Annotated in this window: 19 protein-coding genes; 13 read left to right on the top strand and 6 right to left on the bottom strand. The window is 73.3% G+C overall.

All coding sequences use genetic code 11. From position 1 onward, the window contains the following. The first annotated feature begins 28 nt into the window (after positions 1-28). Positions 29-886 carry a GNAT family N-acetyltransferase gene (locus tag OG439_RS11755; RefSeq protein WP_326949420.1) on the top strand — a complete coding sequence of 286 codons (858 nt, stop codon included), beginning with the start codon at positions 29-31 and terminating at the stop codon, positions 884-886. On the opposite strand, the gene OG439_RS11750 is transcribed toward OG439_RS11755, so the two are convergent. Further along, positions 811-1191, bottom strand: coding sequence for an MmcQ/YjbR family DNA-binding protein (locus OG439_RS11750; protein WP_326949419.1), 381 nt, complete (start codon positions 1189-1191; stop codon positions 811-813). The two genes, OG439_RS11755 and OG439_RS11750, sit on opposite strands and share 76 nt — an antisense overlap. Here OG439_RS11750 and OG439_RS11745 point away from each other — a divergent pair. Further along, on the top strand, positions 1190-1951 hold the full coding sequence (locus tag OG439_RS11745) for a fructosamine kinase family protein (RefSeq protein WP_326949418.1): 762 nt from the start codon (positions 1190-1192) through the stop codon (positions 1949-1951). The genes OG439_RS11750 and OG439_RS11745 overlap by 2 nt on opposite strands. Here the strand turns inward: OG439_RS11745 and OG439_RS11740 are convergent. Next, positions 1948-2616, bottom strand: a complete 669-nt coding sequence (locus tag OG439_RS11740; RefSeq protein WP_247051571.1) for an HNH endonuclease family protein — start codon at positions 2614-2616, stop codon at positions 1948-1950. The two genes, OG439_RS11745 and OG439_RS11740, sit on opposite strands and share 4 nt — an antisense overlap. 89 nt (positions 2617-2705) lie before the next feature. Next, positions 2706-3662, bottom strand: coding sequence for a hypothetical protein (locus tag OG439_RS11735; protein ID WP_326949417.1), 957 nt, complete (start codon positions 3660-3662; stop codon positions 2706-2708). Positions 3663-3818: 156 nt separating this feature from the next. Between OG439_RS11735 and OG439_RS11730 the strand changes: the two genes are divergently transcribed. From OG439_RS11730 to OG439_RS11690, 9 genes are all read left to right on the top strand, one after another. After that, positions 3819-4670 (top strand): urea carboxylase-associated family protein, encoded by an 852-nt coding sequence (locus OG439_RS11730; protein WP_326949416.1) that lies wholly within the window; start codon positions 3819-3821, stop codon positions 4668-4670. Between the two features lie 34 nt (positions 4671-4704). Further along, positions 4705-5187: an NUDIX hydrolase gene (locus tag OG439_RS11725; RefSeq protein WP_326949415.1), complete on the top strand. Its 483-nt coding sequence runs from the start codon at positions 4705-4707 to the stop codon at positions 5185-5187. Between the two features lie 103 nt (positions 5188-5290). Further along, positions 5291-6904, top strand: coding sequence for a sigma-54-dependent Fis family transcriptional regulator (locus OG439_RS11720; RefSeq protein ID WP_326949413.1), 1614 nt, complete (start codon positions 5291-5293; stop codon positions 6902-6904). Positions 6905-6999: 95 nt separating this feature from the next. Beyond that, a complete protein-coding gene (locus OG439_RS11715) occupies positions 7000-8112 on the top strand; it encodes an NDMA-dependent alcohol dehydrogenase (RefSeq protein WP_247051566.1) in 1113 nt (370 codons plus the stop codon). 125 nt (positions 8113-8237) lie between these two features. Further along, positions 8238-8339, top strand: a complete 102-nt coding sequence (mftA, locus tag OG439_RS11710) for a mycofactocin precursor MftA (RefSeq protein ID WP_326949412.1) — start codon at positions 8238-8240, stop codon at positions 8337-8339. 22 nt (positions 8340-8361) lie between these two features. Continuing rightward, the gene (gene mftB, locus OG439_RS11705; protein WP_326949411.1) at positions 8362-8625 is read left to right on the top strand and encodes a mycofactocin biosynthesis chaperone MftB; all 264 of its coding nucleotides are present in this window, start codon (positions 8362-8364) and stop codon (positions 8623-8625) included. Beyond that, entirely contained in the window at positions 8622-9803 is a 1182-nt protein-coding gene (mftC, locus tag OG439_RS11700) for a mycofactocin radical SAM maturase (protein WP_326949410.1), read from the top strand. Before mftB ends, mftC begins: the two co-directional genes overlap by 4 nt. 83 nt (positions 9804-9886) lie before the next feature. Then, the gene (locus tag OG439_RS11695) at positions 9887-10981 is read left to right on the top strand and encodes a calcium:proton antiporter (protein WP_326949409.1); all 1095 of its coding nucleotides are present in this window, start codon (positions 9887-9889) and stop codon (positions 10979-10981) included. Further along, positions 10981-11838: a cobalamin-binding protein gene (locus OG439_RS11690; RefSeq protein WP_326949408.1), complete on the top strand. Its 858-nt coding sequence runs from the start codon at positions 10981-10983 to the stop codon at positions 11836-11838. Before OG439_RS11695 ends, OG439_RS11690 begins: the two co-directional genes overlap by 1 nt. Here the strand turns inward: OG439_RS11690 and OG439_RS11685 are convergent. The 3 genes from OG439_RS11685 to OG439_RS11675 all read right to left on the bottom strand — a co-directional run bounded on the left by OG439_RS11685 (position 11828) and on the right by OG439_RS11675 (position 21677). Beyond that, positions 11828-14194 carry a SpoIIE family protein phosphatase gene (locus OG439_RS11685; RefSeq protein ID WP_326949407.1) on the bottom strand — a complete coding sequence of 789 codons (2367 nt, stop codon included), beginning with the start codon at positions 14192-14194 and terminating at the stop codon, positions 11828-11830. The two genes, OG439_RS11690 and OG439_RS11685, sit on opposite strands and share 11 nt — an antisense overlap. Positions 14195-14207: 13 nt before the next feature. Further along, positions 14208-18758, bottom strand: a complete 4551-nt coding sequence (locus OG439_RS11680; protein WP_326949406.1) for a HAMP domain-containing protein — start codon at positions 18756-18758, stop codon at positions 14208-14210. Between the two features lie 690 nt (positions 18759-19448). After that, positions 19449-21677 (bottom strand): helix-turn-helix domain-containing protein, encoded by a 2229-nt coding sequence (locus OG439_RS11675; RefSeq protein ID WP_326949405.1) that lies wholly within the window; start codon positions 21675-21677, stop codon positions 19449-19451. Positions 21678-21791: 114 nt separating this feature from the next. On the opposite strand from OG439_RS11675, the gene OG439_RS11670 reads away from it, so the two are divergent. Together OG439_RS11670 and OG439_RS11665 are read left to right on the top strand one after the other, a co-directional pair. Next, positions 21792-22643 carry an ankyrin repeat domain-containing protein gene (locus OG439_RS11670; protein WP_326949404.1) on the top strand — a complete coding sequence of 284 codons (852 nt, stop codon included), beginning with the start codon at positions 21792-21794 and terminating at the stop codon, positions 22641-22643. Between the two features lie 82 nt (positions 22644-22725). Beyond that, positions 22726-23673, top strand: coding sequence for a helix-turn-helix domain-containing protein (locus OG439_RS11665; protein WP_326949403.1), 948 nt, complete (start codon positions 22726-22728; stop codon positions 23671-23673). Positions 23674-23700 lie beyond the last annotated feature (27 nt).

Raw genomic sequence — 23700 nt, 5'->3', positions numbered from 1 at the left:
CCGCCCGTGCGTCCGGCACGCTGGGCGCATGGGCGGGGACCGGCTTTTCTGCGACACCGCGCTGGCGGCGCGGATCGAACGCGCCGAGGCGCGGCTGATCGAGGCGTGCAACGAGGCCGGACGCGCACGGCGCGGCGCCGGGTTCGCGCGCCCACTGGCCGGCGGGGTCGCGAGCCTCGCCGAAGCGGACTCGCCGTTCACCAAGATCGCCGCACTCGGTTTCGACGGCCTGCCTGACACCGCCGAGCTGGCCGAGGTCGAGCAGGCCTTCGCGGAGCTGGGCGCGCCGGTCCAGGTCGAGCTGTGCCAGCTGGCCGATTCCGCGGTCGGCGTGTTCCTCACCGAGCGCGGCTACCGGCTGGAGTCGTTCGAGAACGTCCTCGGGCGGCGGCTCGGCGACCCGGACGTCCCCGAGGACGTCCGGCTGTGCCGCGACGACGAGCTGGAGCGGTGGCTGGCCGTGGTCGCCGAGGCCAGCGCCGTCGCCGACACCGAGGGGCTGCCCTCGCACGAGGACTTCCCGCGGGAGGCGCTGGTCCGCGCGTTGCGGGACATGGCCGGGGTCCGGCGGTACGTCGCGGTGCGCGACGGCGAGTTCGCGGGCGGCGCCAGTTTCCGCGTCACGGACGGGATCGCGCAGTTCACCGGCGCGGCCACGCTGCCCGCGCACCGCCGGCGTGGCGTGCAGACGGCGTTGCTGCGGGCCCGGCTCGCCGCGGCCACCGAAGCCGGGTGCGACGTCGCCGTCGTCACCACGCAGCCGGGGTCGAAGTCGCACCAGAACGCGCAGCGGCAGGGGTTCGACCTGCTCTACACCCGGGCGATCCTGGTGAAGGGCACCTCGGCGACCAGCTCTTCGGGCGCCGACAGCCGCCAGGCCTCGTAGATCAGCTCGGCCAGCTCGTCGGCCTCGATGCCGTCCAGGTGGACGACGACCCAGCCGAAGCCGCCCATGGTGAACTGGACCTCGAAGACGTCCGGGCGCTCGGCGACGAGGGCCAGCTGCTCGGAGATCGTCTGCTTGAGGCCGACGGTCCGCGTCCGCGGCCAGTAGTAGCCGAACCGCTTCCCGCGCACGCTGAACGACGAATAGTCGCGCGCCTCGGAGCGTTCCACGTCCGCCAGCGCGCCGAGCACCCGTTCGAAGTCCTGCACCGGCCCACCGTAGCGCGCCGGTACCGTGCGGGTCATGAGCGACCTGACCGAGGCCGTACTGGACGACGGCCGCGCCGTCGTGGTCAAACGCGGCACCGGGCCGCGCGCGACGGCGGCCGAGGTGGCGGGCCTGCGCTGGCTGGCCGCGGCGGGCGCGGTCCCGGTGCCGGAAGTGCACAGCCACGACGACGAGCGGCTCGTCATCGACCGCGTCCCCGCCGGACGGCCGGATGCGGCCGCCGCCGAGCGGTTCGGCCGCGGGCTGGCCCGCCTGCACGCGGCCGGCGCGCCCGCGTTCGGCGCCGCTCCCCCGGGTGGGCCCGGCGACGCCTGGATCGGCCTGGCGCCGATGGCGAACGTCCCGGGTGAGGACTGGCCGTCGTGGTACGCGGCGCACCGCGTCCTGCCCTACGTCCGGCAGGCCGTGGACGCCGGTCTGCTCGAAGCCGCGCCCTTCGAGCGCGCGTGCTCCCGGTTCGCCGCGCCCGACGAGCCACCGGCGCGGCTGCACGGCGACCTGTGGAACGGCAACGTCCTCTGGGACGGCCGCGACGCGTGGCTGATCGACCCGGCCGCGCACGGCGGCCACCGCGAGACGGACCTGGCGATGCTGCACCTGTTCGGCTGCCCGCACCTGGACCGGATCGTCGCCGCGTACGACGAGACCGCGCCGCTGGCCGACGGCCGGCGCGACCGGATCGGCATGCACCAGCTGTTCCCGCTGCTGGTGCACACCGTCCTGTTCGGACAGTCCTACGCCGCGCAGGCCCTCGCCGCGGCCCGGTCACTGGGTTAACACTTGGCGAGCATGGTCTCCAGGGCGGTCTTCTCCGGCACGGTGATCGTGAGGCCGTAGTTGCGCTTCACGACGATCCAGTCGGTGGCGTAGGTGCACCAGTACGACACGAGCGGCGGCTTCCAGGCGTCCGGCGCCTTGTCGCTCTTCTGCTCGTTGAGGTTGTCGGTCACCGCGTGCAGCTGCGGGCGGACCAGGTCGTTCGCGAACTGCTCGCGGCGTTCCTTCGTCCACTTCTTGGCGCCGCTGATCCAGGCCTGCCCGAGCGGCACCATGTGGTCGATGTCCACATCGGACGCCTTCGTCCAGGTCTGGCCGTCGTAGGCGCTGACCCAGGTGCCGGATTTGGCGGCGCACTGGGCGTCCACCGAGACGTTCTTGCCGTCCCGCTTGAGGACCTGTTCGCGGGTGTCGCAGGCGCCGTCGACCTTGTCCCAGTGCGGGAACTCGTCGCGGGAGTAGCCGTCCATGGTCCCGCGGACGGCGACCTGCAGCGCGTTCAGCTCGGTGCGGGCCTCGGCGGGCGCGACCGGCGCCGCGGCGGCCGTCCCGCCGGGTTGGCTGCCCTGGCCCCCGGCGGCCAGGTCTTCCGGCTTGCACCCGGTCAGCGCGCTGCCCGCCACGGCGGCCAGCAGGACCAAGGAGAGCGCTTTGGTGCGCGACATCGTGAGCCCCTTTCACGTCTACCGGGTGATGCCCAGGAGACGCGCCGGGGAAACGGTGCAATCGGCCTAGTTGGCGCGAACCGAGCGCGTCAGCCGCCGTGGAAGACCTGCGCGACGAACACCGCGGCGACGAGACCGATCGTCACGAGCAGGCTCAGCACCACGACGAGCCCCCACGGCACCTGCCGGATCGGCCGCTGCCGGGGGAACACAGCGGAGACCGGGCCTCGTGGCCGGAGCGGCGTGGGCTCTTCGACCTCGGGCTCTGGCGGCACCACCACCTCGGCGGCCACCTCCCGCAGCTCCGGGACCGGCTGCAGGACCCGGGCCGCGGTGGGCAGCCGCAGCGGGAACCGTTCGGCCAGCAGCGCGGCCCGCGGCGGCGCGAGGTGGGCCAGGGACAGGGCGTAGCAGGCTTCGAGCACGTCGTCGGCGGTCCAGACGGTCCGCCACCGGTTGTGCTGCGCGATGATCCGCCGCAGCCCGCGCGGATCGGCGAGCACGGTGGCGACGCCCGCTTCGGGTTCGTGCATCGGCAGCAACGGCCACGCGTGCCGGATCCCCGGGAGGCCCGCCGGTGGTGGCGGGGCGGGCAGCGTCCGCTCACCGGGGAACGCGCCGTGGCCGGGTGCCACCAGCTCGGGCCGCCGCAGTTCGACGTCGGCGGCGGCTTCGGTTGCGGCCCAGGGGGAATCCAGCTGCCGCGCCGGCGGCACCACCACGACGAGCCCGGTCACGTACTCGCCCCCGCCGAGCGCGCCCAGCGCACCTTTCACCGCCGCCACCGCCACGCCCACCTGCGGCCCCGGCTCGGCGCCCGTCACCAGGCCCGGCTCGTGCGCCGCGAGCACCACCACGCCGCTGCGCGTGAACACCAGCGCGTCGATGAACCGGGGTCCGGCGCGGCTCGGCACGCTGATCCCCGCCAACGCCAGGCCCCGCAGCTGGTCCGGGCCCCAGGACCGCAGCAACCCCACGAGATGCTCCGCGGCGACGGGCAGGCCCTGGTCGCCGGTGCGCTGCTGCGCGACGAGCACGCCGGTCACACCTCCATGACGAGAACGGCGAACGGTCCCTCGACGGTAGGAGGCGGACCGCTTTCCTCCCAGGCGCCGAACGAGTGGTCGATTGCGACGAACCGGGCACCGTCCGTAGCGGGGCATGCTGGACGGGCACCCCGAAGCCGACCAGGGAGATCGCCGATGGGCTCACCGCCACCCGCCTACCGGGCCACCGCCGGCGGCGCGCTCGACGTCGACCGGCCCTTCTACCAGCGGCTCGCCGGCGAAACCGGGCGCGAGCTGGTCGAGCGCCTCGAGGTCCCGATCCGCTCGGGACGCGCGTGGCGGGTGCCGCGCGGGCACCTGTGCCGGCTGCGGACCATCGACGGCCCGCAGGTCGGCGACCTCAACCTGTGGAACGCCGACGACCCGCGCGAGCGCTTCTGGGCCGCGCGCACCCGGCAGCTGCAGCGCGCGCACGTCAGCACGTTCGACCGGCTGTGGTCGACGCTGCCGTTCCTGCGCCCGCTGGCCACCATCACGTCCGACACGCTGGCGGACTACGGCGTCGACGGTGAGGGCGGCCGGGTGCACGACCTGCTCGGCACCCGCTGCGACCCGTACGTCAACCGGATGCTCACCGGCGAGGACTTCGACTTCCACTGCCACTCGAACCTGGTCCGGGCGGTGGCGCCGTTCGGGCTCACCGAGTTCGACGTGCACGACGTGCTGAACGTCTTCCAGTGCACCGGCCTCACCGAGGACGACCGGTACTTCATGAAGGCCTGCCCGGCCCGCCCGGGCGACCACTTCGAGTTCTTCGCCGAAGTCGACCTGCTGTGCGCACTCTCGACGTGCCCGGGCGGCGACCTGTCGATCCCGCTGTGGGGCCCGGACGCCCGCGACCCGCTGGAGGTCTGCCGCCCGATCGGCGTCGAGGTCTTCGCTCCACCGTCGCACCTGCTCGAGGGCTGGTCGTCCCCGCCGCGGGCGGCTTATCGCGGCCTGCACGGCGTCCGGCAGCCGGAATGGGGTGAACCGGGCTCGACCTAGACCGGGGGCGACGGGGCCGGGTTACGTTGCCCGGGTGGAACTACTGCCCTTCGACGAGTACGTCCGCTCCCTCGACCGCAAGCGGACGGCGGCCGGGGTGCTTCTGCGCGACACGGCGGATCGTGTGCTGTTCGTCCGGCCGTCGTACCAGCCGTTCTGGGAAATCCCGGGCGGCGCCGGCGAGGCGGGTGAGGCCCCGTGGCACACGGCTGTGCGTGAACTGCGCGAAGAACTCGGGCTCGACCGGCCGGCGGGACGCCTCCTGGTGCTCGACCACCAGCCGGCGGGCCGGCTGCCCGAGGGCCTCAACTTCGTCTTCGACGGCGGCCTGGTGACCGAGGACGACGTCGCCCGCCTGACGTTCACCGACGCCGAGATCGTCTCGGCCCACCTGCTCTCGCTCGCCGACGCGACACCCGGACTCCAGCCGGTCCTCGCCCGTCGGGTGGCCGCCGCGCTGGCCGCCGTCCGATCGGGCGAGCTGCTCCTGTGTGAAGACGGCCACCCGGTCCGATGATCACCGAACCCTTGGGCGGGAACGGTTTGAGCGGTTCACCCCGCGCGCGGTCCGTGTGATGATGGGCGGCGGGTACCCGATCGGCTCGACGAGGAGTGCGAAGGTGGACCTGCGGACCGAGATCGCGCAGTCGTGGCGGCGGGCCGAGCTGTCCGGGCTCTCCCCCGGGGCGGCCGTCGACCGGCTGGACGTCACCGACGTCGACAGCCGCAGCCGGCTGCTGCGTGCCGCGTCGCCGGTGCTCGACGAGCTGGCCCGGCAGCTGGCCGGCACCCGGTTCTGCGTCGTGCTGGCCGACCACGAGTGCCGGATCGTCGCGCGGCGGTTCACCGAGCGGTCGGTGGAGCTGGCCCTGGAGGACATCAGCGCGGTGCCCGGCTGCCAGTTCCTGGAGGAGCGGACCGGGACGAACGCCCTCGCGACGCCGTTCGAGACCCGCCGCGGCGTCGCGGTCGACGGCGGTGAGCACTTCCTCGAGGCGATGAAGCAGTTCACCTGTTACGGCCACCCGGTGACGCACCCGGCGACCCGGCGCCTGGCCGGCGTCCTCGACATCACCGGTCCGGCGGGCGACGCGAACCCGCTGCTCGGGCCGTTCCTGCGGCGCGCGGTGTCCGACATCGAACGGCGGCTGCTCGACGGCGCGAAGCTCGCCGAGCAGCAGCTGCTGGCGGCGTTCCAGTCGGTGCAGCACCGGGCGGGCGCGGTGCTGGCCCTCGGCCAGAACGTCGTGCTGGCCAACACCGCGGCGACCGAGCTGGTCGACACCGCCGACCACCGGCTGCTGCAGGAGCTGGGCCGCACCCGGCGCGGCGTCCGGCGGATCCGGCTGACCTCGGGCACGCCGGTCGAGGTGCGGGTCGAGGCGGTGTCGGCGAACGCCGGGCTGCTGTTCGAGCTGGCCCCGGTCCGCCCGGCGAGCCCGGTGGTGTCCCGCCCGCGCGGCACGCGCGAGCTGTTCCCGACGGCGGTGGAGGACCGCCTCCGCAACGCCGGCCGCGCCCGGCGGCGGGTCCTGATCTGCGGCGAGCCCGGCGCCGGCCGCAGCACGGCGGCGCGGGTCGTCGCCGGCGACGCACCGGTGGTCGAGTTCGACGCCTCGGACGTCGTCTCCGGAGCGGCGTCGTGGTGCGCCGGCGTGGAGGCCGCGGCCGGTACGCCCGGCCTGCTGGTGATCGACGGCATCCAGCTGCTGCCCCCCTTGGCCGCGGTGCGCCTGTCCCGGCTCCTGGACACGACCACGGCGTGGTTCGCCCTGGTCAGCGGCCCGCCAGCGGAGCTGCACGGCGAGCAGGCGACCCTCGCGGCACGCGTGCACCGGCGCATCGAGCTGCCGCCGTTGCGGGAGCGCCGCGACGAGATCCCGTCGATCGCCCGCGCGTTGCTGCGGGACTCCGGCGCGTCGTTGCGACTGACGCCGGGCGCGCTGGAGCTGCTGGGCTCACAGCAGTGGCCGGGCAACCTCCGCGAGCTGGCCGGAGTCCTGTCGGCGGCCGCCGACCGCCGCTCGGCGGGCGACCTGACCGCGGAGGACGTCGCCCCGGGCTGCGCGTCGACCGCCCCGGGCGCGGCCCTGAGCGGCTGGGAGCAGGCGGAGTACGACGTCATCGTCCGGACGCTGAGAGCGTGCGGCGGCAACAAGGTCCACGCGGCCAAGCAGCTGGGCATCAGCCGCTCCACGCTCTACAACCGGATGCGCGCGCTGCGGGTCCGCTGACCACGCACTGTCCGGGAATCGGACACTTCGCGGCCCTTCCCGCTGCACACAATCGGCTGCGTAGGGGTGCACCGCCGCACGTTGAGGAGATGGCCGTGAAGACCAAGGCAGCCGTACTGTTCGATGCCGGGAAGCCGTTCGAGCTGATGGAACTCGACCTCGACGGGCCCGGGCCGGGCGAGGTGCTGATCAAGTACACCGCCGCCGGGTTGTGCCACTCGGATCTGCACCTGATCGACAACGACCTCGTGCCGCGGTTCCCGATCATCGGCGGGCACGAGGGCGCCGGGATCATCGAGGACGTCGGCCCCGGCGTCACGAAAGTGCAGCCCGGCGACCACGTCGTGTGCAGCTTCATCCCGAACTGCGGCACCTGCCGCTACTGCTCCACCGGCCGCCAGAACCTGTGCGACATGGGCGCCACCATCCTCGACGGCCACATGCCGGACGGCACCTTCCGCTTCCACGCCGGCGGCCAGGACTTCGGCGCGATGTGCATGCTCGGCACGTTCTCCGAGCGCGCCACCATCTCGCAGCACTCGGTCGTCAAGGTCGACGACTGGCTGCCGCTGGAGACCGCCGTGCTCGTCGGCTGCGGGGTGCCGACTGGGTGGGCCACGGCCAACTACGCCGGCGGCGTCCGGGCCGGCGACACGACCGTCGTCTACGGCATCGGCGGCATCGGCATCAACGCCGTGCAGGGCGCCGCGCACGCCGGCGCGAAGTACGTCGTCGCCGTGGACCCGGTGGAGTTCAAGCGGGAGGCCGCGCTCAAGTTCGGCGCCACCCACGCCTTCGCCACCGCCGCCGAGGCCGCGGAGAAGGTCAACGAGCTCACCTGGGGCCAGCTGGCCGACCAGGCGCTGATCACCGTCGGCACCGTCGAGGAGGACGTCGTCAGCCAGGCCTTCGACGTCGTCGGCAAGGGCGGCACCGTCGTCATCACCGGGCTCGCCAACCCCGAGAAGCTCACCGTGCACGTCTCCGGCGGCGTGATGACGCTGTTCGAGAAGACGATCAAGGGCACGCTCTTCGGCTCGGCGAACCCGCAGTACGACATCGTGCGCCTGCTGCGGCTCTACGACGCCGGGAAGCTCAAGCTCGACGAGCTGGTGACCCGCAAGTACACCCTCGACCAGGTCAACGAGGGCTACCAGGACCTGCGCGACGGCAAGAACATCCGCGGCGTCATCGTCCACGCCCAGTAGGCCGCTACCGCGAAAGACCTGTCACCACACCTGCCCGACCGGCCGGGACCACAGCACCCGGCCGCACGGTGGCCGCGGCCGCCGTGGCGGTTAGCGTCGGAGCAGGCCGACCCGAGGAGGACAGCATGGCCGAGCAAACCCCGGACATCCAGGAGCCGATCGAGGAGCCTGTCGAAGAGCTGCTCGTCGAAGAAGTCTCGATCGACGGTATGTGCGGTGTCTACTAAAACGTCCACAGAGGACACTCAGGTGAACCTCGACGCCGCGTACCGGCTCAACCCGCAGGTGGCGCTGCGCCCCGAACCGTTCGGGGCGCTCGCCTACCACTTCGGGAACCGCAAGCTGTCGTTCCTCAAGTCCCCGGACCTCGTCGCGTTCGTCCGCGAGCTGGCGACCCACGCCAGCCTGCGCGACGCGCTCGACGCGGCCGAGCTCGGGGAAGCCCGCCGGGCGAGCTTTCTCACCGCCCTCGAATCCCTCGTCGCCACCGACATGATCGTGGAGGACCCGTGAGCGTCCCGGCCCTGGTCGACCAGTTCAAGTACGGCCTCACGGCACCGATCTGCCTGACCTGGGAATGGACCTACGCCTGCAACCTGGCGTGCGAGCACTGCCTCTCGTCCTCGGGCCGGCGCGACCCGCGCGAGCTGTCGACCGCCGAGATCAAGGCGGTGATCGACGAGCTGGAGCGGATGCAGGTCTTCTACGTCAACGTCGGCGGCGGCGAACCGACCGTCCGGAGCGACTTCTGGGAGCTGCTGGACTACGCGATCGCCCACCACGTCGGGATCAAGTTCTCCACCAACGGCGTCAAGATCACCCCGGCGCGGGCGGAACAGCTGGCGAGCACGGACTACGTCGACGTCCAGATCTCGCTCGACGGCGCCACCCGCGAGGTCAACGACGCCGTGCGCGGCCCGGGCTCCTACGACATGGCGATGCGGGCGCTGCGCAACTTGGCCGACGCCGGGATGAAGGACTTCAAGATCTCCGTCGTCATGACCCGGCACAACGTCTCGCAGCTCGACGAGTTCAAGCGCATCGCGGACGACTTCGGCGCGCAGCTGCGGATCACCCGGCTGCGCCCGTCCGGGCGCGGCGCCGACGTCTGGGACGACCTGCACCCGGCCGCCGACCAGCAGCTCGAGCTGTACGACTGGCTGGTGGCCCACGGCGAGGGCGTGCTGACCGGCGACTCGTTCTTCCACCTCAACGCGCTCGGCTCCACGCCCCTGCCCGGGCTGAACCTGTGCGGCGCGGGCCGGGTCGTCTGCCTGATCGACCCCATCGGCGACGTCTACGCCTGCCCGTTCGCCATCCACGACGCGTTCAAGGCCGGCAACGTCCGCGGCGCCGGGTTCGGCCCGGTGTGGCGGGACTCGGCGCTGTTCGCCGACCTGCGCCGGCCGCAGACGGGTGGCGCGTGCTCCTCGTGCGCGGCCTACGACAGCTGCCAGGGCGGCTGCATGGCGGCGAAGTTCTTCACCGGCCTGCCCCTGGACGGCCCGGATCCCGAGTGCGTCAAGGGCCACGGCGAACACGCACTGTCCACACGCGACACTGCCGGGCTGCCGAAGGCGGGCCAGGACCACTCCCGCACCGGGAAGCGCAAGAGCGTCCTGCTCGGCCTGCCGGCGGTGCGGATCCCGGACCGGGCGTGCGACACCAGCCCGCTGGCCGGCCGCCACTGACCGTCCACACTGGACAGCTGCCGGAAATGTGAGAATGGCCTTACGACCACGCAAAGTGACCGGTGGTGTGACAGAGTGGAGGCATGGCCGCCCTGAGATCCTTCCTGACGTCCTGGACCTCCGTCACCCCGGTGCTGGGGGTGCTCGTGCTGGTCGTGGCCTGGGGTCGCGACCTCGGGCCGGTCTTCGTGGCCGTCGTCGCGATCGCGCTCGGCGCGACCGTGCTCTCGGCGGTGCACCACGCGGAGGTCGTCGCCCACCGGGTGGGTGAACCGTTCGGGTCGCTGGTGCTGGCGGTCGCGGTGACCGTCATCGAGGTCGCGCTGATCGTCACGATGATGGTCTCCGGCGGCCCGGACGCGACGTCGCTGGCGCGTGACACCGTGTTCGCCGCGGTGATGATCACGACCAACGGTATCGTCGGCATCTCGCTGCTCGTCGGCGCGCGTCGCTACGGCTCGACGCTGTTCAACCCCGAAGGCAGCGGCGCGGCGATGGCCACGGTCGCGACGCTGGCCACGCTGAGCCTGGTGCTGCCGTCGTTCACCTCCAGCACGCCCGGCCCGGCGTTCTCGAGCGCCCAGCTGACCTTCGCCGCGCTCGCGTCGCTGGTGCTCTACGGGATGTTCGTGCTGACCCAGACCGTCCGGCACCGCGACTTCTTCCTCCCGGTGGCCGCCGACGGCGAGGTCAAGGAGGACGACCACGCCGACCCGCCGACGAGCAAGGCCGCGCTCGGCAGTCTCGCGTTGCTGCTGGTGGCGCTGGTCGCGGTGGTCGGCCTGGCCAAGGTGGAGTCCCCGGCGATCGAGGCGGGCGTGCGCGCGGCCGGGTTCCCGCAGTCGTTCGTCGGCGTCGTGATCGCGTTGCTGGTGCTGCTCCCGGAGACCCTCGCCGCGACCCGCGCGGCCCAGCGCGACCGGATGCAGATCAGCCTCAACCTGGCCTACGGCTCGGCCATCGCGAGCATCGGCCTGACGATCCCGGCGATCGCCCTGGCGTCGATCTGGCTGCCGGGTGAGCTGCTGCTCGGCCTCGGCTCGACGCAGATCGTGCTGCTGGCCCTGACCGTGGTGGTCAGCGTCCTGACGGTCGTCCCCGGCCGCGCGACCCGCCTGCAGGGCGGCGTCCACCTGGTCCTGCTGGCCGGGTTCCTGGTGCTGGCCGTGAACCCCTGATGCGGATCGTCTCGCTGCTGCCCGCCGCGACCGACATCGTCGCGACGCTCGGCCTGCTGCCCGACCTCGCCGGCCGCACCCACGAGTGCGACTGGCCGCCGGGCGAGGTCGAGCACATCCCGGTCGTGACGCGGGCGGAGTTCGATCCGGACGCGCTGTCCAGCCGCGAGATCTCCGAGGCCGTCGGCGGCGCGCGGCACAGCGGCTCGGCGCTCTACACCCTCGACGGCGACACGCTGGCCGCGGCGAACCCCGACGTCATCCTCACCCAGGACCTCTGCGACGTCTGCGCGGTCTCCTACGAGCGGGTGTCCGAAGCGGTGCGGACCCTCGACACCGGGCCGCTCGTCGTCAGCCTCGAACCGGCGACGATCGACGGCGTCCTCGACTGCCTCCGCCGCGTCGGGGACGTCCTCGGCGTCCCGGAGCGGGCCGAAGCCGAGATCGCCGGGCTGCGGAACCGCCTCGACGCCGTCCGGCAGGCCCCCGGAACGCCCCGCGTGGTCGCCTTGGAGTGGCTCGACCCGATCTGGCCGGCCGGGCACTGGGTGCCCGAGCAGATCGCCCTCGCCGGTGGCGAGCCGCTGCTGGCGAAGGCCGGGGAGCACACGCGGCCGATCGCGTGGGACGCCGTCGTCGACGCCCGGCCCGACGTGCTGCTCCTGCTCCCCTGCGGCTTCACCCCGGAGCGCACCCGCGCGGAACTCCCCCGGCTGGCGAATCGGCCGGGCTGGGCGGAGCTGCCCGCCGTCCGCGACGGCCGGGTTCACGTCCTCGACGGGCCCGCGTTCTTCAACCGTCCCGGGCCGCGGGTCGTCGACGGCGCCGAGATCCTCGCCGACGTCTTCAGCCGGTGACCTCGATGCCGACCACGCAGGTGTCGTCGTCGGTGTCGGCCGTGCTGTAGGTGAGCAGCGTGTCGAGCTGGTGCTCCAGCCCGCCTTCGTGGCCCTCGACCAGCGTGACCAGCCGCGCCACCGACTCCTGCACGGGCGCGTCGCGGCGCTCGATCAGGCCGTCGGTGTAGATCAGCAGGATGTCGCCGTCGGCCAGCTGGACGGTTTCCTCCTGGTAGACGACGTCGCGGAGCGCGCCGAGCAGCGAGCCGCGGATCAGCGGCAACGTCGTCGCCGTGCCGTCGCGGTGCCGCACGATCGGCGGCAGGTGCCCGGCCCGCGCCCAGCGCAGCTTCCGGGTCGCGGGGTCGAACACGGCCGCGACCGCGGTCGCCGTGACGTGGTCGGTGAGGTGGTAGGCCACCAGGTTGAGCCAGGTCAGCAGCTGCGCCGGCCCGGCACCGGTGGCCGCGAGGCCGCGCAGGGCGTTGCGCAGGCTGACCATGCCGGTGGCGGCGTCGATGCCGTGCCCGGCGACGTCGCCGACGCACAGCAGGATCTCCCCGGTCGGCAGCGCGACGGCGTCGTACCAGTCGCCACCGACCAGGTGCTCCTTCTCCGCGGGCCGGTAGCGGACGGCGGCGCGCAGGCCCAGCATGTCGAGCGGGCCCTTCGCGGGCGGCATGATCGCGTGCTGCAGCTGCAGCGTGAGCCGGTTGCGCTCGATCGCCTCCTGCTCGGTCTCGGCCAGCCTGTCGCGGGTCGCGGCCAGCGCGACCTCGGTCCAGTGCTGCGACGAGACGTCCTGGTAGGCCCCGCGCACCGCGACCAGCTCGCCGCGGCCGTCGACCACCGGCTCGGCGACCACCCGGATGTGCCGGGCGACGCCGTCGGAGCGCTGCAGCCGGAACGCCGTGGACCCCGGGCGCTTGTGGTGCAGGACCGTGCGCAGGAACCGGCCGATCGCCTGGGCGTCGTCGGGGTGCGCGTACCCGGTCAGCTGGTGCAGCGACAGCGGCGAGGCGGTGGGCGGCAGGCCGTAGAGCGCGAACAGCTCGGTGTTCCAGGTGATCGCCCCGGTGACGACGTTCTCCTCGAAGCCGCCGATGCGCCCGAGGCGCTGGGCGTGCTGCAGCAGCACCGCGAGCTTCGCGGCGTCGTCCTGGATGCGCAGGATGAGCAGCACGTTGCCGGCGAAGCGGGTGATGCTGACGTCGGTCAGCACGGTCAGCGGCACCTGGTCGACCAGCGTCGTGACGGCCATGTTGTCGGCGCGGAACGGCTCGCCGGTGGCGTAGACGCGCCGGATCTTGTCCAGCAGCCCGCTTTCCTCGGCCGCGAGCGGGTACGCCTCCAGCAGCCTCGACCCGACGAGCAGGCTGCGCGGCCGCCCGCCCGGGTCGGCGAACCGGACGTTCGCGTGGTGGATGCGGAAGTCGCTGAGCCGGTCGCCGCCGTCGAGGCACGGCGAGAGCAGCACGGCCGGGTCGTGCAGGCCGTCGACGAAGTCCACCAGCTCGCCCAGCAGGTCCCCGACGCCGCCGGTGGCCGGCGGCGCGACGACGCCGTCCCAGGTGTCGAGGGTGTGCGCGCACAGCTCGGCCAGGGCCTCCAGCTGACGGCGTTCGCGCCCGGGCTCGGCGGGCAGCGGTTCCGGCCAGCACATCTCGACGACGCCGATGATGCGCCCGCCGGTGCCGGTGGGCACCGCGACCCGGCCGCCGCCGGCGAGGGTGTGCTGCCCGATCGACGGCAGCCCGGACGAGGCGAGCGTGGTGAACCATTCCGTGTCACGCTCGATCAGCGCGCTGCGCGCCGGCGTCGCGACGCCGGGCGGGACGTAGCGCCAGCGCGCGGCTTCCTCGGCCGAGAACCCGGCCGAGCCGGCCAGCGTCAGCGAGCCGTCCGGTCCGGCTAGCCAGACCGCGACGGCGGTCGCCCCGAGCGGCCGCAGCGCGTGCTCCAGGATCGACTCCGCGACACGCTGGGTGTCCCCCGCCGCCAGTGCGCCGCTTTCCGCCGTGCGCAACCGGACCGCGACGGAGTCCGCTTCCGTGCGGGCGAGGAAGTCCTGCGCCACGTCGGTGATGCGGTCCTCGGCGGCCTCGCCGACGACGTCCGCCGCGAACTCCAGCGGCGTCAGCCCGGACCGCTGCGCGAGCGACTCCAGCTGCTTCGCGGCGTCGGCGGGCGAGCAGTGCAGGCGTTCCATCAGGACGCCCTTGGCCAGCTCGATCAGCGCGCGGCCGTCGGCGACGGCGTGCGCGTGGTCGACCTCCGCCCGCAGGCGGGCGACGGTGTCGGCGAGCCGGGCGAGGTTCGCCGACACCTCGGCGGGCGGCGCCAGCACGGGCACGCCCGGTTCTTCGGAAGGCAAGCGGGCTCCCCGATCAGGCCGTCAGGTGCCGTTTGATGCGGGCGACCAGGTCGTCCGCGTCGACGGGCTTGGTCACGTAGTCGGTGGCGCCCGACGCGAGGCTCTTCTCGCGGTCTCCCGGCATCGCCTTCGCCGTCACCGCCACGATCGGGATCGTGGCGTGCTCCGGCATCGCGCGGATCTTCGCGGTCGCGGTGTAGCCGTCCATCTCCGGCATCATCACGTCCATCAGGATCAGGTCGATCCCGGGGTGCGCCGCGACCGTCTCGACGCCCTTGCGGCCGTCCTCGGCGTGCAGCACCTGCATCCCGTGCAGCTCCAGGATCCCGGTGAGCGCGTAGACGTTGCGCGGGTCGTCGTCGACGATCAGCACCGTGCGCCCGGCCAGCGTGGTGTCCACCTCGCGCGCCGCCACCGGCGCGGCCGGCTCGTCCGCGCGGACCAGCGGCAGCACCGCGCCGGGCTTCTCCGCCGACAGGTGCAGCGCGATCCGCTCCCGCAGCTCGTCGAGGCCGGACAGGACCTCCAGGGCGTGGACGTCCGACCGGGACTGCAGCAGCTGCTCCAGCTCGGTGTCGAGGCGGCGGCTGTTGTGCGCCAGCACCGGGACGAGCCGCAGCGCGGCGTCGCCCTGCATCGCGTCGAGGAAGCCGAACGCGGCCCGCTCGGGCAGGTCCAGGTCCAGCACCACGCAGTGGTAGGCGTCGGTGGCCAGCGCGGCCGCGGCCTCCTGGGTGCCGACCGCGGTGACGACCTCGACCTCGGCGGGCGAGATGCCGATGTCACGGCTGTCGGCGAGGTCCGCGGCGGCGCTCTCGGCCACGAGCGTCAGCAGGCCGTGCTGGCGCTCCTCGACCACCAGCAGCCGCCGGTGGGTGCGCGCCGCCGGCACCACGAGCCCGGCGCCGGTGTCCCCGGCCGTCACCGCGGCCCGGGTCTCCTCGCCCGGCGGGCGCGTCTCGAAGTCCGGCCGCGCGACCGGCAGCGAGAAGGTGAACGTGCTGCCCTCGCCGGGGGTGCTCTCCGCGGTGATGAACCCGCCGAGCAGCTGCGCGATCTCACGGCTGATCGACAGGCCGAGCCCGGTGCCGCCGTACTTGCGGCTGGTGGTGCCGTCGGCCTGCTGGAACGCGCCGAAGATCGACTCCAGCTGGTGCTCGGCGATGCCGATGCCGGTGTCGGCGACGCGGAAGGCGACGGCGGGCCCGTGCGCGCGCAGCGGCCGCGGCAGCCGGTCGGGCTCCACCCGCTCGATGTGCAGCTCGATCACCCCGACCTCGGTGAACTTGACGGCGTTGGACAGCAGGTTGCGCAGCACCTGCCGCAGCCGCGAGTCGTCGGTGAGCAGCTCGGCAGGCGACCCGGGCGCGACGGTGATCCGGAAGTCCAGGTTGCGCTGCGACGTCATCGGCCGGAACGTCGCCTCGACGTAGTCCAGCAGCTGCCGCAGTGCCACCCGCTCCGGGGTGACGTCCATCTTCCCGGCCTCCACCTTGGACAGGTCGAGGATGTCGTTGATCAGCTGCAGCAGGTCCGACCCGGCGGAGTGGATGATGCCGGCGTACTCGACCTGCTTCGCGGTGAGGTTGCGGGTCGGGTTCTGCGCGAGCAGCTGGGCGAGGATGAGCAGGCTGTTGAGCGGGGTGCGCAGCTCGTGGCTCATGTTGGCCAGGAACTCCGACTTGTACTTCGACGCCAGCGTCAGCTGCTGGGCGCGGGCCTCCAGCTCCTGGCGGGCCTGCTCGATCTCCAGGTTCTTCGTCTCGATGTCGCGGTTCTGCGTGACCAGCAGCGCGGCCTTCTCCTCCAGCTCGGCGTTGGACGACTGGAGTTCTTCCTGGCGCGCCTGCAGCTCCTCGGACCGGGCCTGCAGCTCCGCGGTCAGCCGCTGCGACTCGCCGAGCAGCTCGTCGGTGCGGGCGTTGGCGACGATGCTGTTGACGTTGACGCCGATCTGCTCCATGAGCAGCTCGAGGAACGCCCGGTGCACCGCGGTGAAGCCGTGCATCGAGGCCAGCTCCAGCACGCCGAGCACCTGGTCCTCGACCACGATCGGCAGCACGATCAGGCTGGCCGGCGCGGTCCGGCCGAGACCCGACGAGATGGTGGCGTAACCGGGCGGGACGTCGTCGACCGCGATCGGGCGGCGGCTGCGCGCGGCCTGCCCGACCAGCGACTGGCCGACCCGGAACCGCACCACGGGACCGGCACCGTCGTCCGGGTGGCCGTACGCGCCGACCAGCCGCAGCTCCGGGATCTCGGCCGTGTCGTCGGCGAGGTAGAACGCGCCGTACTGGGCGTTGACCAGCGGGACGAGCTCGTCCATCACCGCGGCCGCGACGACGGCGAGGTCGCGGCGGCCCTGCATCAGCCCGGTGATCGTGGCCAGGTTGGACTTGAGCCAGTCCTGCTCCTGGTTCGCCCGCGTCGTCTCGCGCAGCGACTCGACCATCGAGTTGATGTTGTCCTTCAGCTCGGCGACCTCGCCGGAGGCGTCGACGGTGATCGAGCGGGTCAGGTCGCCCTCGGCGACGGCGCTGGTCACCTCGGCGATCGCGCGGACCTGGCGGGTGAGGTTCCCGGCCAGCTCGTTGACGTTCTCGGTCAGCCGCTTCCAGGTACCGGACACGCCTTCGACCTCGGCCTGCCCGCCGAGCCGGCCTTCGCTGCCGACCTCGCGCGCGACGCGGGTGACCTCCGCGGCGAACGCGGAGAGCTGGTCGACCATCGTGTTGATCGTGGTCTTGAGCTCCAGGATCTCGCCGCGGGCGTCGACGTCGATCTTGCGGGTCAGGTCGCCCTGCGCGACGGCGGTGGTCACCTGGGCGATGTTGCGGACCTGCCCGGTGAGGTTGTTCGCCATCGAGTTGACGTTGTCGGTGAGGTCCTTCCAGGTGCCCGCGACGTTCGGCACGCGCGCCTGCCCGCCGAGCATGCCCTCGGTGCCGACCTCGCGGGCGACGCGGGTGACCTCGTCGGCGAACGCCGAGAGCGTGTCGACCATCGTGTTGATGACGTCGGCGAGCGCCGCGACCTCGCCCTTGGCCTCGACGGTGATCTTGCGGGACAGGTCGCCGCGGGCGACCGCCGTCGCGACCTGGGCGATCGAGCGGACCTGGCCGGTCAGGTTGGACGCCATCACGTTGACGTTGTCGGTGAGGTTCTTCCAGGTCCCCGAGACGCCGCGGACCGTGGCCTGGCCGCCGAGGTTGCCCTCGGTGCCGACCTCGCGCGCGACGCGCGTGACCTCGTCCGCGAACGCGGAGAGCTGGTCCACCATCGTGTTGATGGTGTCCTTCAGCTCGAGGATCTCGCCGCGGGCGTCGACCCGGATCTTCTGGGACAGGTCGCCGCGGGCGACGGCGGTGGTGACCTGGGCGATCGAGCGGACCTGCGCGGTCAGGTTGTCGCCCATGACGTTGACCGACTCGGTGAGGTCCTTCCAGGTGCCGGAGACGCCCTTGACGTCCGCCTGGCCGCCCAGCCGGCCCTCGGTGCCCACCTCGCGGGCCACTCTCGTGACCTCGTCCGCGAACGCGGACAGCTGGTCCACCATCGTGTTGATGGTGTCCTTCAGCTCCAGGACCTCGCCGCGGGCGTCGACCCGGATCTTCTGCGACAGGTCGCCCTTGGCCACGGCCGTCGCGACCTGGGCGATGTTGCGGACCTGGTCGGTCAGGTTGCCGGCCATGAAGTTGACCGAGTCGGTGAGGTCGCGCCAGGTGCCGGAGACGCCCTTGACGTCCGCCTGGCCGCCGAGGCGGCCTTCCGTGCCGACCTCGCGCGCGACGCGGGTGACCTCGTCCGCGAACGACGACAGCTGGTCGACCATCGTGTTGATCGTGCTCTTGAGCTCGAGGATCTCGCCGCGGGCGTCGACCGTGATCTTCTGCGAGAGGTCGCCCTTGGCCACCGCCGTCGTCACCTGGGCGACGTTGCGGACCTGGTCGGTCAGGTTGCCGGCCATGAAGTTGACCGAGTCGGTGAGGTCGCGCCAGACGCCGCCGACGCCGGGGACCTGCGCCTGCCCGCCGAGCCGGCCTTCGCTGCCGACCTCGCGGGCGACGCGGGTGACCTCGTCCGCGAACGACGACAGCTGGTCCACCATCGTGTTGACGGTGTCCTTCAGCTCCAGGATCTCGCCCCGGGCGTCGACGTCGATCTTCTGCGACAGGTCGCCCTTCGCGACGGCGGTCGCCACCTGGGCGATGTCGCGGACCTGGGTGGTGAGGTTGCCGGCCATGGCGTTGACGGAGTCGGTGAGGTCCTTCCAGGTGCCGGACACGCCGGGGACCTTCGCCTGCCCGCCGAGCTGGCCCTCGCTGCCGACCTCGCGCGCGACGCGGGTGACCTCGGAGGTGAACAGGGACAGCTGGTCGGCCATGCCGTTGAAGACGGTGGCGATCTCGCCGAGCAGGCCGTCGGTCTCGCCCGGCAGCCGGATGCCGAAGTCGCCGTCGCGCACCGCGGTCAGGCCGGCCAGCAGCCGGCGCAGCTCCTGCTCGCCCGCCTCGCCCACGCCCGAAGCGTCCGCCCCCGCACCCGGGCGCACGCCTTCGACCATTGCCCCACCCATCCGCCACCCGTTTCTCCGGTTGCCGGCGCCCCGTGCGCCGGGCCCGGCGCACGCCGGATGGTCCAGCATAGTGCAGGGGCACTAAGCTGAGCGGCAACGGTTGAGCAACCAGCCGCGCCCGGACCCGGATGCGCAGTCGAGGCGGTGCTCGCGAGCCTTTCCCTTCCCCCGCAGGCCTTCCGGCCCGGTTGACCCGTTCGGCTGAACGCCGCGGCGACGTCCCCCCGGACACGTCGCGGGCTTCGTCGCGCACGGGTACGTGAGTCTATTGTGGACACTCCGTGCGTCCACTGTGGAGGGTCGGCGACGCCGCCCGGCCGGCCGCGGGTGCTCGGGGGTGAACCACAGTTGTAGAGGTGCTTTGTAGAGGTTGTCGCTGTCGCGTCCGGCGGCCCGCCGCGAAGATCGGCGTGCCGTGAAAGTCCCGGACGAGGAAGGCATCGGTGACGACCTCCTGGAGGCTCCTTTCGGCCGCACTGCTCGCGGCCACCTCGCTCGCCGGCGTGCCCGGAACCGCGGCGGCCGCCGCGCCGCCACAGACGCGGCTGCTCTACGTGCAGCGCGTCCGCGACACGATCCTGCTGACCTGCGCCACCGGGAAAGCGGACGTCGTCGCCTGCCACGCCGTGCACCGGCCGCGGCCGTTCCTGACCGCCGGGCTCGTCGCCGGGGCCGGCGCTACAGCCGTTCCAGGTCCGCTCGGACCGCTGCGACGCGCTCCTCGCCCCCGTACTCCCGCATCATCGCCAGCGCCTCCGTGAGCACGTCCCGCGCCTGCTCGCGGTCCCCCGCCTCCAGGTGCGCGCGGCCCAGCTCGGCGAGCGCCATCGCCTCGTACAGCCGGACACCCGCGACGCGCCAGAGCCCGGCGCTGCGGCGGAGTTCCCCGAGAGCTTCGGCGGGCCGGCCCGCCTCGCGGTGCACGATGCCGGCCCGCATGCAGCCGTAGGCCATGCCCCGCACGTCACCGGTGTCGCCGGCGACGGCCACCGCGTCGGTCGCGTAGACCAGCTCGCGCTCCCGGTCACCCCGGCGCCCGTACAGGATGCCGAGGTTGACCAGGTTCAGCGTCTCGACGTGCCGCAGGCCCAGCGACCGGTTGAGCTTCAGGCCGCGCTCCCCGAACTCGATGGCCGAGTCCAGGTCGTCGCCGAGGCCGAACACGAAGCAGAGGTTGTTGAGGCTGCTCGCGAGCTGACGCGGGTCCCCGATCGCCTCCCAGTCCGCGAGGCTGCGACGCATGTGCGCGTGGGCCCGCCGGAAGTCCGGCGCCTCACCGCCGTGGACCAGCTCGGCCTCGGCGACGCCGAGGTCGTTGCGCAGCGTCGCGGCGGCCACCCGGTCGACGCCGTCGACCAGCTCCAGGGCCAGCTCGTCGACGTGGACGGCGTCGCGCCACCGCGCCCGCGCCCGGTGGTACTCGAACAGGCCGAGCCCGATCGCGGCGATCGACTCGGCGGGCACCCCCGGCGTCGCGGCGGCCTGCCGCACGACGGTGACCAGGTGCGGCTGGTGGGCGTCGAGCCAGCCGAACACCTCTTCCGTGGACGCCGGCGCCGGCTCGACCGACCAGCGGCCCGCGGCCCAGTCGTGTCGCTGCGAGGCCGCCGCGACCAGCGCCATGCTCCGCCAGGCCATCGCCGCGCACAGCTCGACGACCCGGGTGATCGCGCCGGCCCGCTCGGCCGTGGTCAGCCGCTCGGCGTGTTCGCGGGCGTAGAGCCGGAGCAGGTCGTGCAGCCGGTACCAGCCGGGCGCGGGCGTGGTCAGCAGGTGCTCGTCGGTGAGCCGTTCCAGCAGTTCTTCGGTCTCTCGTTCGGGCGCGTCGAGCAGCCGGCTCGCGACGGCCACCGACAGCTCCGGGACGTCGAGCAGCGACAGCAGCGGGTACGCGCGGGCGGCGGCCGGGTCCCCGGCTTCCAGCCGGCCGAACGCGAGCTCGAAGCTCGTCCGGACGCCGGTTTCGTCGAGGCGGCGGCGCTCGTCGTCGAGGCGGTGCGCGAGGTGGGCGACGGGCCAGTTCGGCCGGGTCGCGAGCCGGGCCCCGGCGAGGTGCAGGGCCAGCGGCAGGTACCCGCACAGCCGGGCGACCGCGCGCGCCGCGGCGGGTTCGGCCGCGACCCGCTCGGCGCCGATCTCCGCGGCCAGCAGCCGCAGCGCGTCGGCCTCGGGCAGCACGTCGAGCAGGACCTGGTGCGCCTGCGGCAGGTCGGGCAGCGCGGCGCGGCTGGTGACGATCGCCCCCGAGCCGCCGCCCCCGGGCAGCAGCGGCGCGACGTGCGCGGCGTCCCGGGCGTTGTCGAGCAGGAGCAGCACGCGTTTCGCGGCGAGCAGCGACCGCAGCCGCGCCGTCGCGGTGTCGAGCGCGAGCGGCGTCGGCGCTTCGCCGCCGAGCTCCCGGATCACGCGGTCGACCAGGTCGAGCGGGTCCGGCGGGTCGGCCGCGTGCCCGCGCAGGTCCAGGTGCAGGGAGCCGTCGGGGAAGCGCCGCGCGAGCCGGTGCCCGGCGTGCAGGGCCAGCGCCGTCTTCCCGATCCCGGCCATCCCGGCGACGGCGACCACGACCCCCGGCCGGTCCTCGCCGAAGCAGGCCAGGACGCGCTCGATCTCGGCTTCCCGCCCGGTGAACGCGGCGATCTCGCCGGGCAGCTCGCGTGGGACGACGCCCGGTTCCGGCTTGGGCGTGCCGGGCCGGGCGGCGGCCGCGACGAAGGCGTCCCGCTCGTCGCCGTCGAGGTCGAGGGCGTCGGCGAGCCGGTCGAGGGTGGCGCGGTGCGGGAACCGCCGGTCCCCGCGCTCGAGCGCGCCGACGGCCTGCCCGCTGAGGCCCGACTTCTCGGCCAGCGCCTCCTGGGTCAGCCCGAGGGCGCGCCGAAGACGGCGCAACCGCGCCCCGAACGAGTCCATCTCCCCTCCCCCTCCGGTACCGAGCATCACACGTGGGCTCCGTGCCGCGCTACCCGTCGAATTCGTCGGTGCCGCCCGCTACGGTCGCCGCGAACCGACTTCGAGGGGGAACCGATGACCGCGCTGCAGAACGCCGCCGAACGCGGCACGCCGGAGCAGGTGGCGGAGCTGGCGCGCCAGGCCGCCGACGTCGACGCCGAAACCGAGGGCCACACCGCGCTGTGGTGGGCGGTGCACGCCCGCCGGCCGGAGAACGCCCGCGTGCTGGCCGGCGCGGGCGCGGATCCGTGGCGGCCGGACCCGGCCGGCTGGCCGCCCGGGCGGCTCGCGCTGGCCGGGCCCACCCCGGACCTGTTCGGCGCCGCACCCGCCGGGGTCGTGCTCAGCGACGCCGAGGCCGTCATCGTGGCGGCGGCGGCCGGTCTCGGCGACGCGCTGCACGGCTGCCTGCTCGAAGGCACCGGCCTCGCGTGTGTCGCGGGTGTCGACGCGGCGGAAGCGGCGCGGCGGCTCGACGCCGTCCCCGCCGATCCCGCGGTCGGCCGGGCGCTGTCCGCGGATCCGTGGGCGCCCGAGGGCACCGACCAGATCGTGGGGGTCACCGACGTGCCCGGCGGCTGCGTCGTCACCCAGCCGTGGGGCTACCTGCCGCAGACCCCGGTCGTCACCGGGCTCCTGTCGGCGGGCACGGTCTGTTACGGCGTGTACTCGAACCCGAAGAGCGGCAACCAGGGGTGCATCGTCCGCGACGGCGTCACCGAAGGGTCGGACCTGCACCCCGGCGGCGCACCGTACGTCGATTCCTCGGCCGTGGAGGTGCTGCTTTCCTATCTGTACCCGGGAAACGCCGCGGCCTACGCCTGTGCGTACGCGGGGCTGCGGCCGGTCGACGCGCGGGCGATCACCGGGCCGCCCGACACCTGGCTCATGCTGCCCGAGCGGGACTACTGGCACCACTCAGCGTAACCGGAATGGTACCGCGGGAGCATTGCCGGGCAAGATCGTATCGCTTATCGTATACGACACTCCCGATGCTGCGAGGTGACCCGTGCCCGCCCCCACGACCCTGATCGCCCGGGACTTCACCGAGTTCCGCGCCGCCGTCACGCAGTCCTTCGTGCCGCTGCACGTCACCGCCGGCGCCGGGGAGGCCTTTCGCGGCCGGATCCGCTCGTCGACGGCCGACGAGGTGCAGGTCTCGGAGATCTCGGCGTCGCCGCACGTCGTCCGGCGCACGCCGGAGCTGATCGCGCGCGGCGAACGCCGGTACTACAAGCTGAGCCTGATCCTGGCCGGCACCGGGCTGCTGGTGCAGGACGACCGGCAGGCCGTCCTGCGGCCCGGCGACGTCGCGCTCTACGACACGCACCGGCCGTACTCCCTGGAGTTCGCCGAGGACTTCCGCACCCTGGTGGTGATGTTCCCGCAGCGGCTCATCGACCTGCCCGCCGAACTCGTCGGGCGGCTGACGGCGGTGCGGATGTCCGGCAAGGAAGGCGTCGGCAACGTCGTGGTGCCGTTCCTCGCCCAGCTCGGCAGCAACCTCGAGCAGCTGGCCGGCCCGGCGGGCGCGCGGCTGGCGCACAGCGCCGTCGACCTGCTGAGCACGATGGTCGCCACCGAGCTCGACCTCGCGCACGCGGGCGCCGACCCGCACCACGAGCTGATGCGCCGGATCCGCGCGCACATCGACGCCAACCTGCACTCCCCCGAGCTGAACCCGGCGCGAATCGCCGCCGAGCACTTCATCTCGACGCGGCACCTGCACGGGCTGTTCCAGGAGCAGGGCACCACGGTCGCCGGCTGGATCCGCACCCGGCGCCTGGAGCACTGCCGCCGTGACCTGCTCGACCCGGTGCACGCCGGGCGCCCGGTCGCGGCCATCGCGTCACGCTGGGGGTTCGTCGACGCCGCGCACTTCAGCCGGGTGTTCAAGACGGCGTTCGGGCGCGCGCCGAGCGAGCTGCGCCGCGAGTTGACCGTCAGCGACCGGTAGTTGCCCCCCAGCGCGTGACCGCTCGCT

This window comes from Amycolatopsis sp. NBC_01307, assembly GCF_035975215.1.
In the GTDB taxonomy this organism is placed as follows: Bacteria; Actinomycetota; Actinomycetes; order Mycobacteriales; family Pseudonocardiaceae; genus Amycolatopsis.
This window is presented reverse-complemented; position numbering and strand designations above follow the sequence as displayed.

Bases quoted from the DNA above. Each gene is read 5' to 3' on its own strand.
- OG439_RS11755 (WP_326949420.1), top strand. From the start codon at position 29: ATGGGCGGGGACCGGCTTTTCTGCGACACCGCGCTGGCGGCGCGGATC.
- OG439_RS11745 (WP_326949418.1), top strand. From the start codon at position 1,190: ATGAGCGACCTGACCGAGGCCGTACTGGACGACGGCCGCGCCGTCGTG.
- OG439_RS11750 (WP_326949419.1), bottom strand. From the start codon at position 1,191: ATGACCCGCACGGTACCGGCGCGCTACGGTGGGCCGGTGCAGGACTTC.
- OG439_RS11740 (WP_247051571.1), bottom strand. From the start codon at position 2,616: ATGTCGCGCACCAAAGCGCTCTCCTTGGTCCTGCTGGCCGCCGTGGCG.
- OG439_RS11730 (WP_326949416.1), top strand. From the start codon at position 3,819: ATGGGCTCACCGCCACCCGCCTACCGGGCCACCGCCGGCGGCGCGCTC.
- mftA (WP_326949412.1), top strand. From the start codon at position 8,238: ATGGCCGAGCAAACCCCGGACATCCAGGAGCCGATCGAGGAGCCTGTC.
- OG439_RS11695 (WP_326949409.1), top strand. From the start codon at position 9,887: ATGGCCGCCCTGAGATCCTTCCTGACGTCCTGGACCTCCGTCACCCCG.
- OG439_RS11690 (WP_326949408.1), top strand. From the start codon at position 10,981: ATGCGGATCGTCTCGCTGCTGCCCGCCGCGACCGACATCGTCGCGACG.
- OG439_RS11680 (WP_326949406.1), bottom strand. From the start codon at position 18,758: ATGGTCGAAGGCGTGCGCCCGGGTGCGGGGGCGGACGCTTCGGGCGTG.
- OG439_RS11675 (WP_326949405.1), bottom strand. From the start codon at position 21,677: ATGGACTCGTTCGGGGCGCGGTTGCGCCGTCTTCGGCGCGCCCTCGGG.
- OG439_RS11670 (WP_326949404.1), top strand. From the start codon at position 21,792: ATGACCGCGCTGCAGAACGCCGCCGAACGCGGCACGCCGGAGCAGGTG.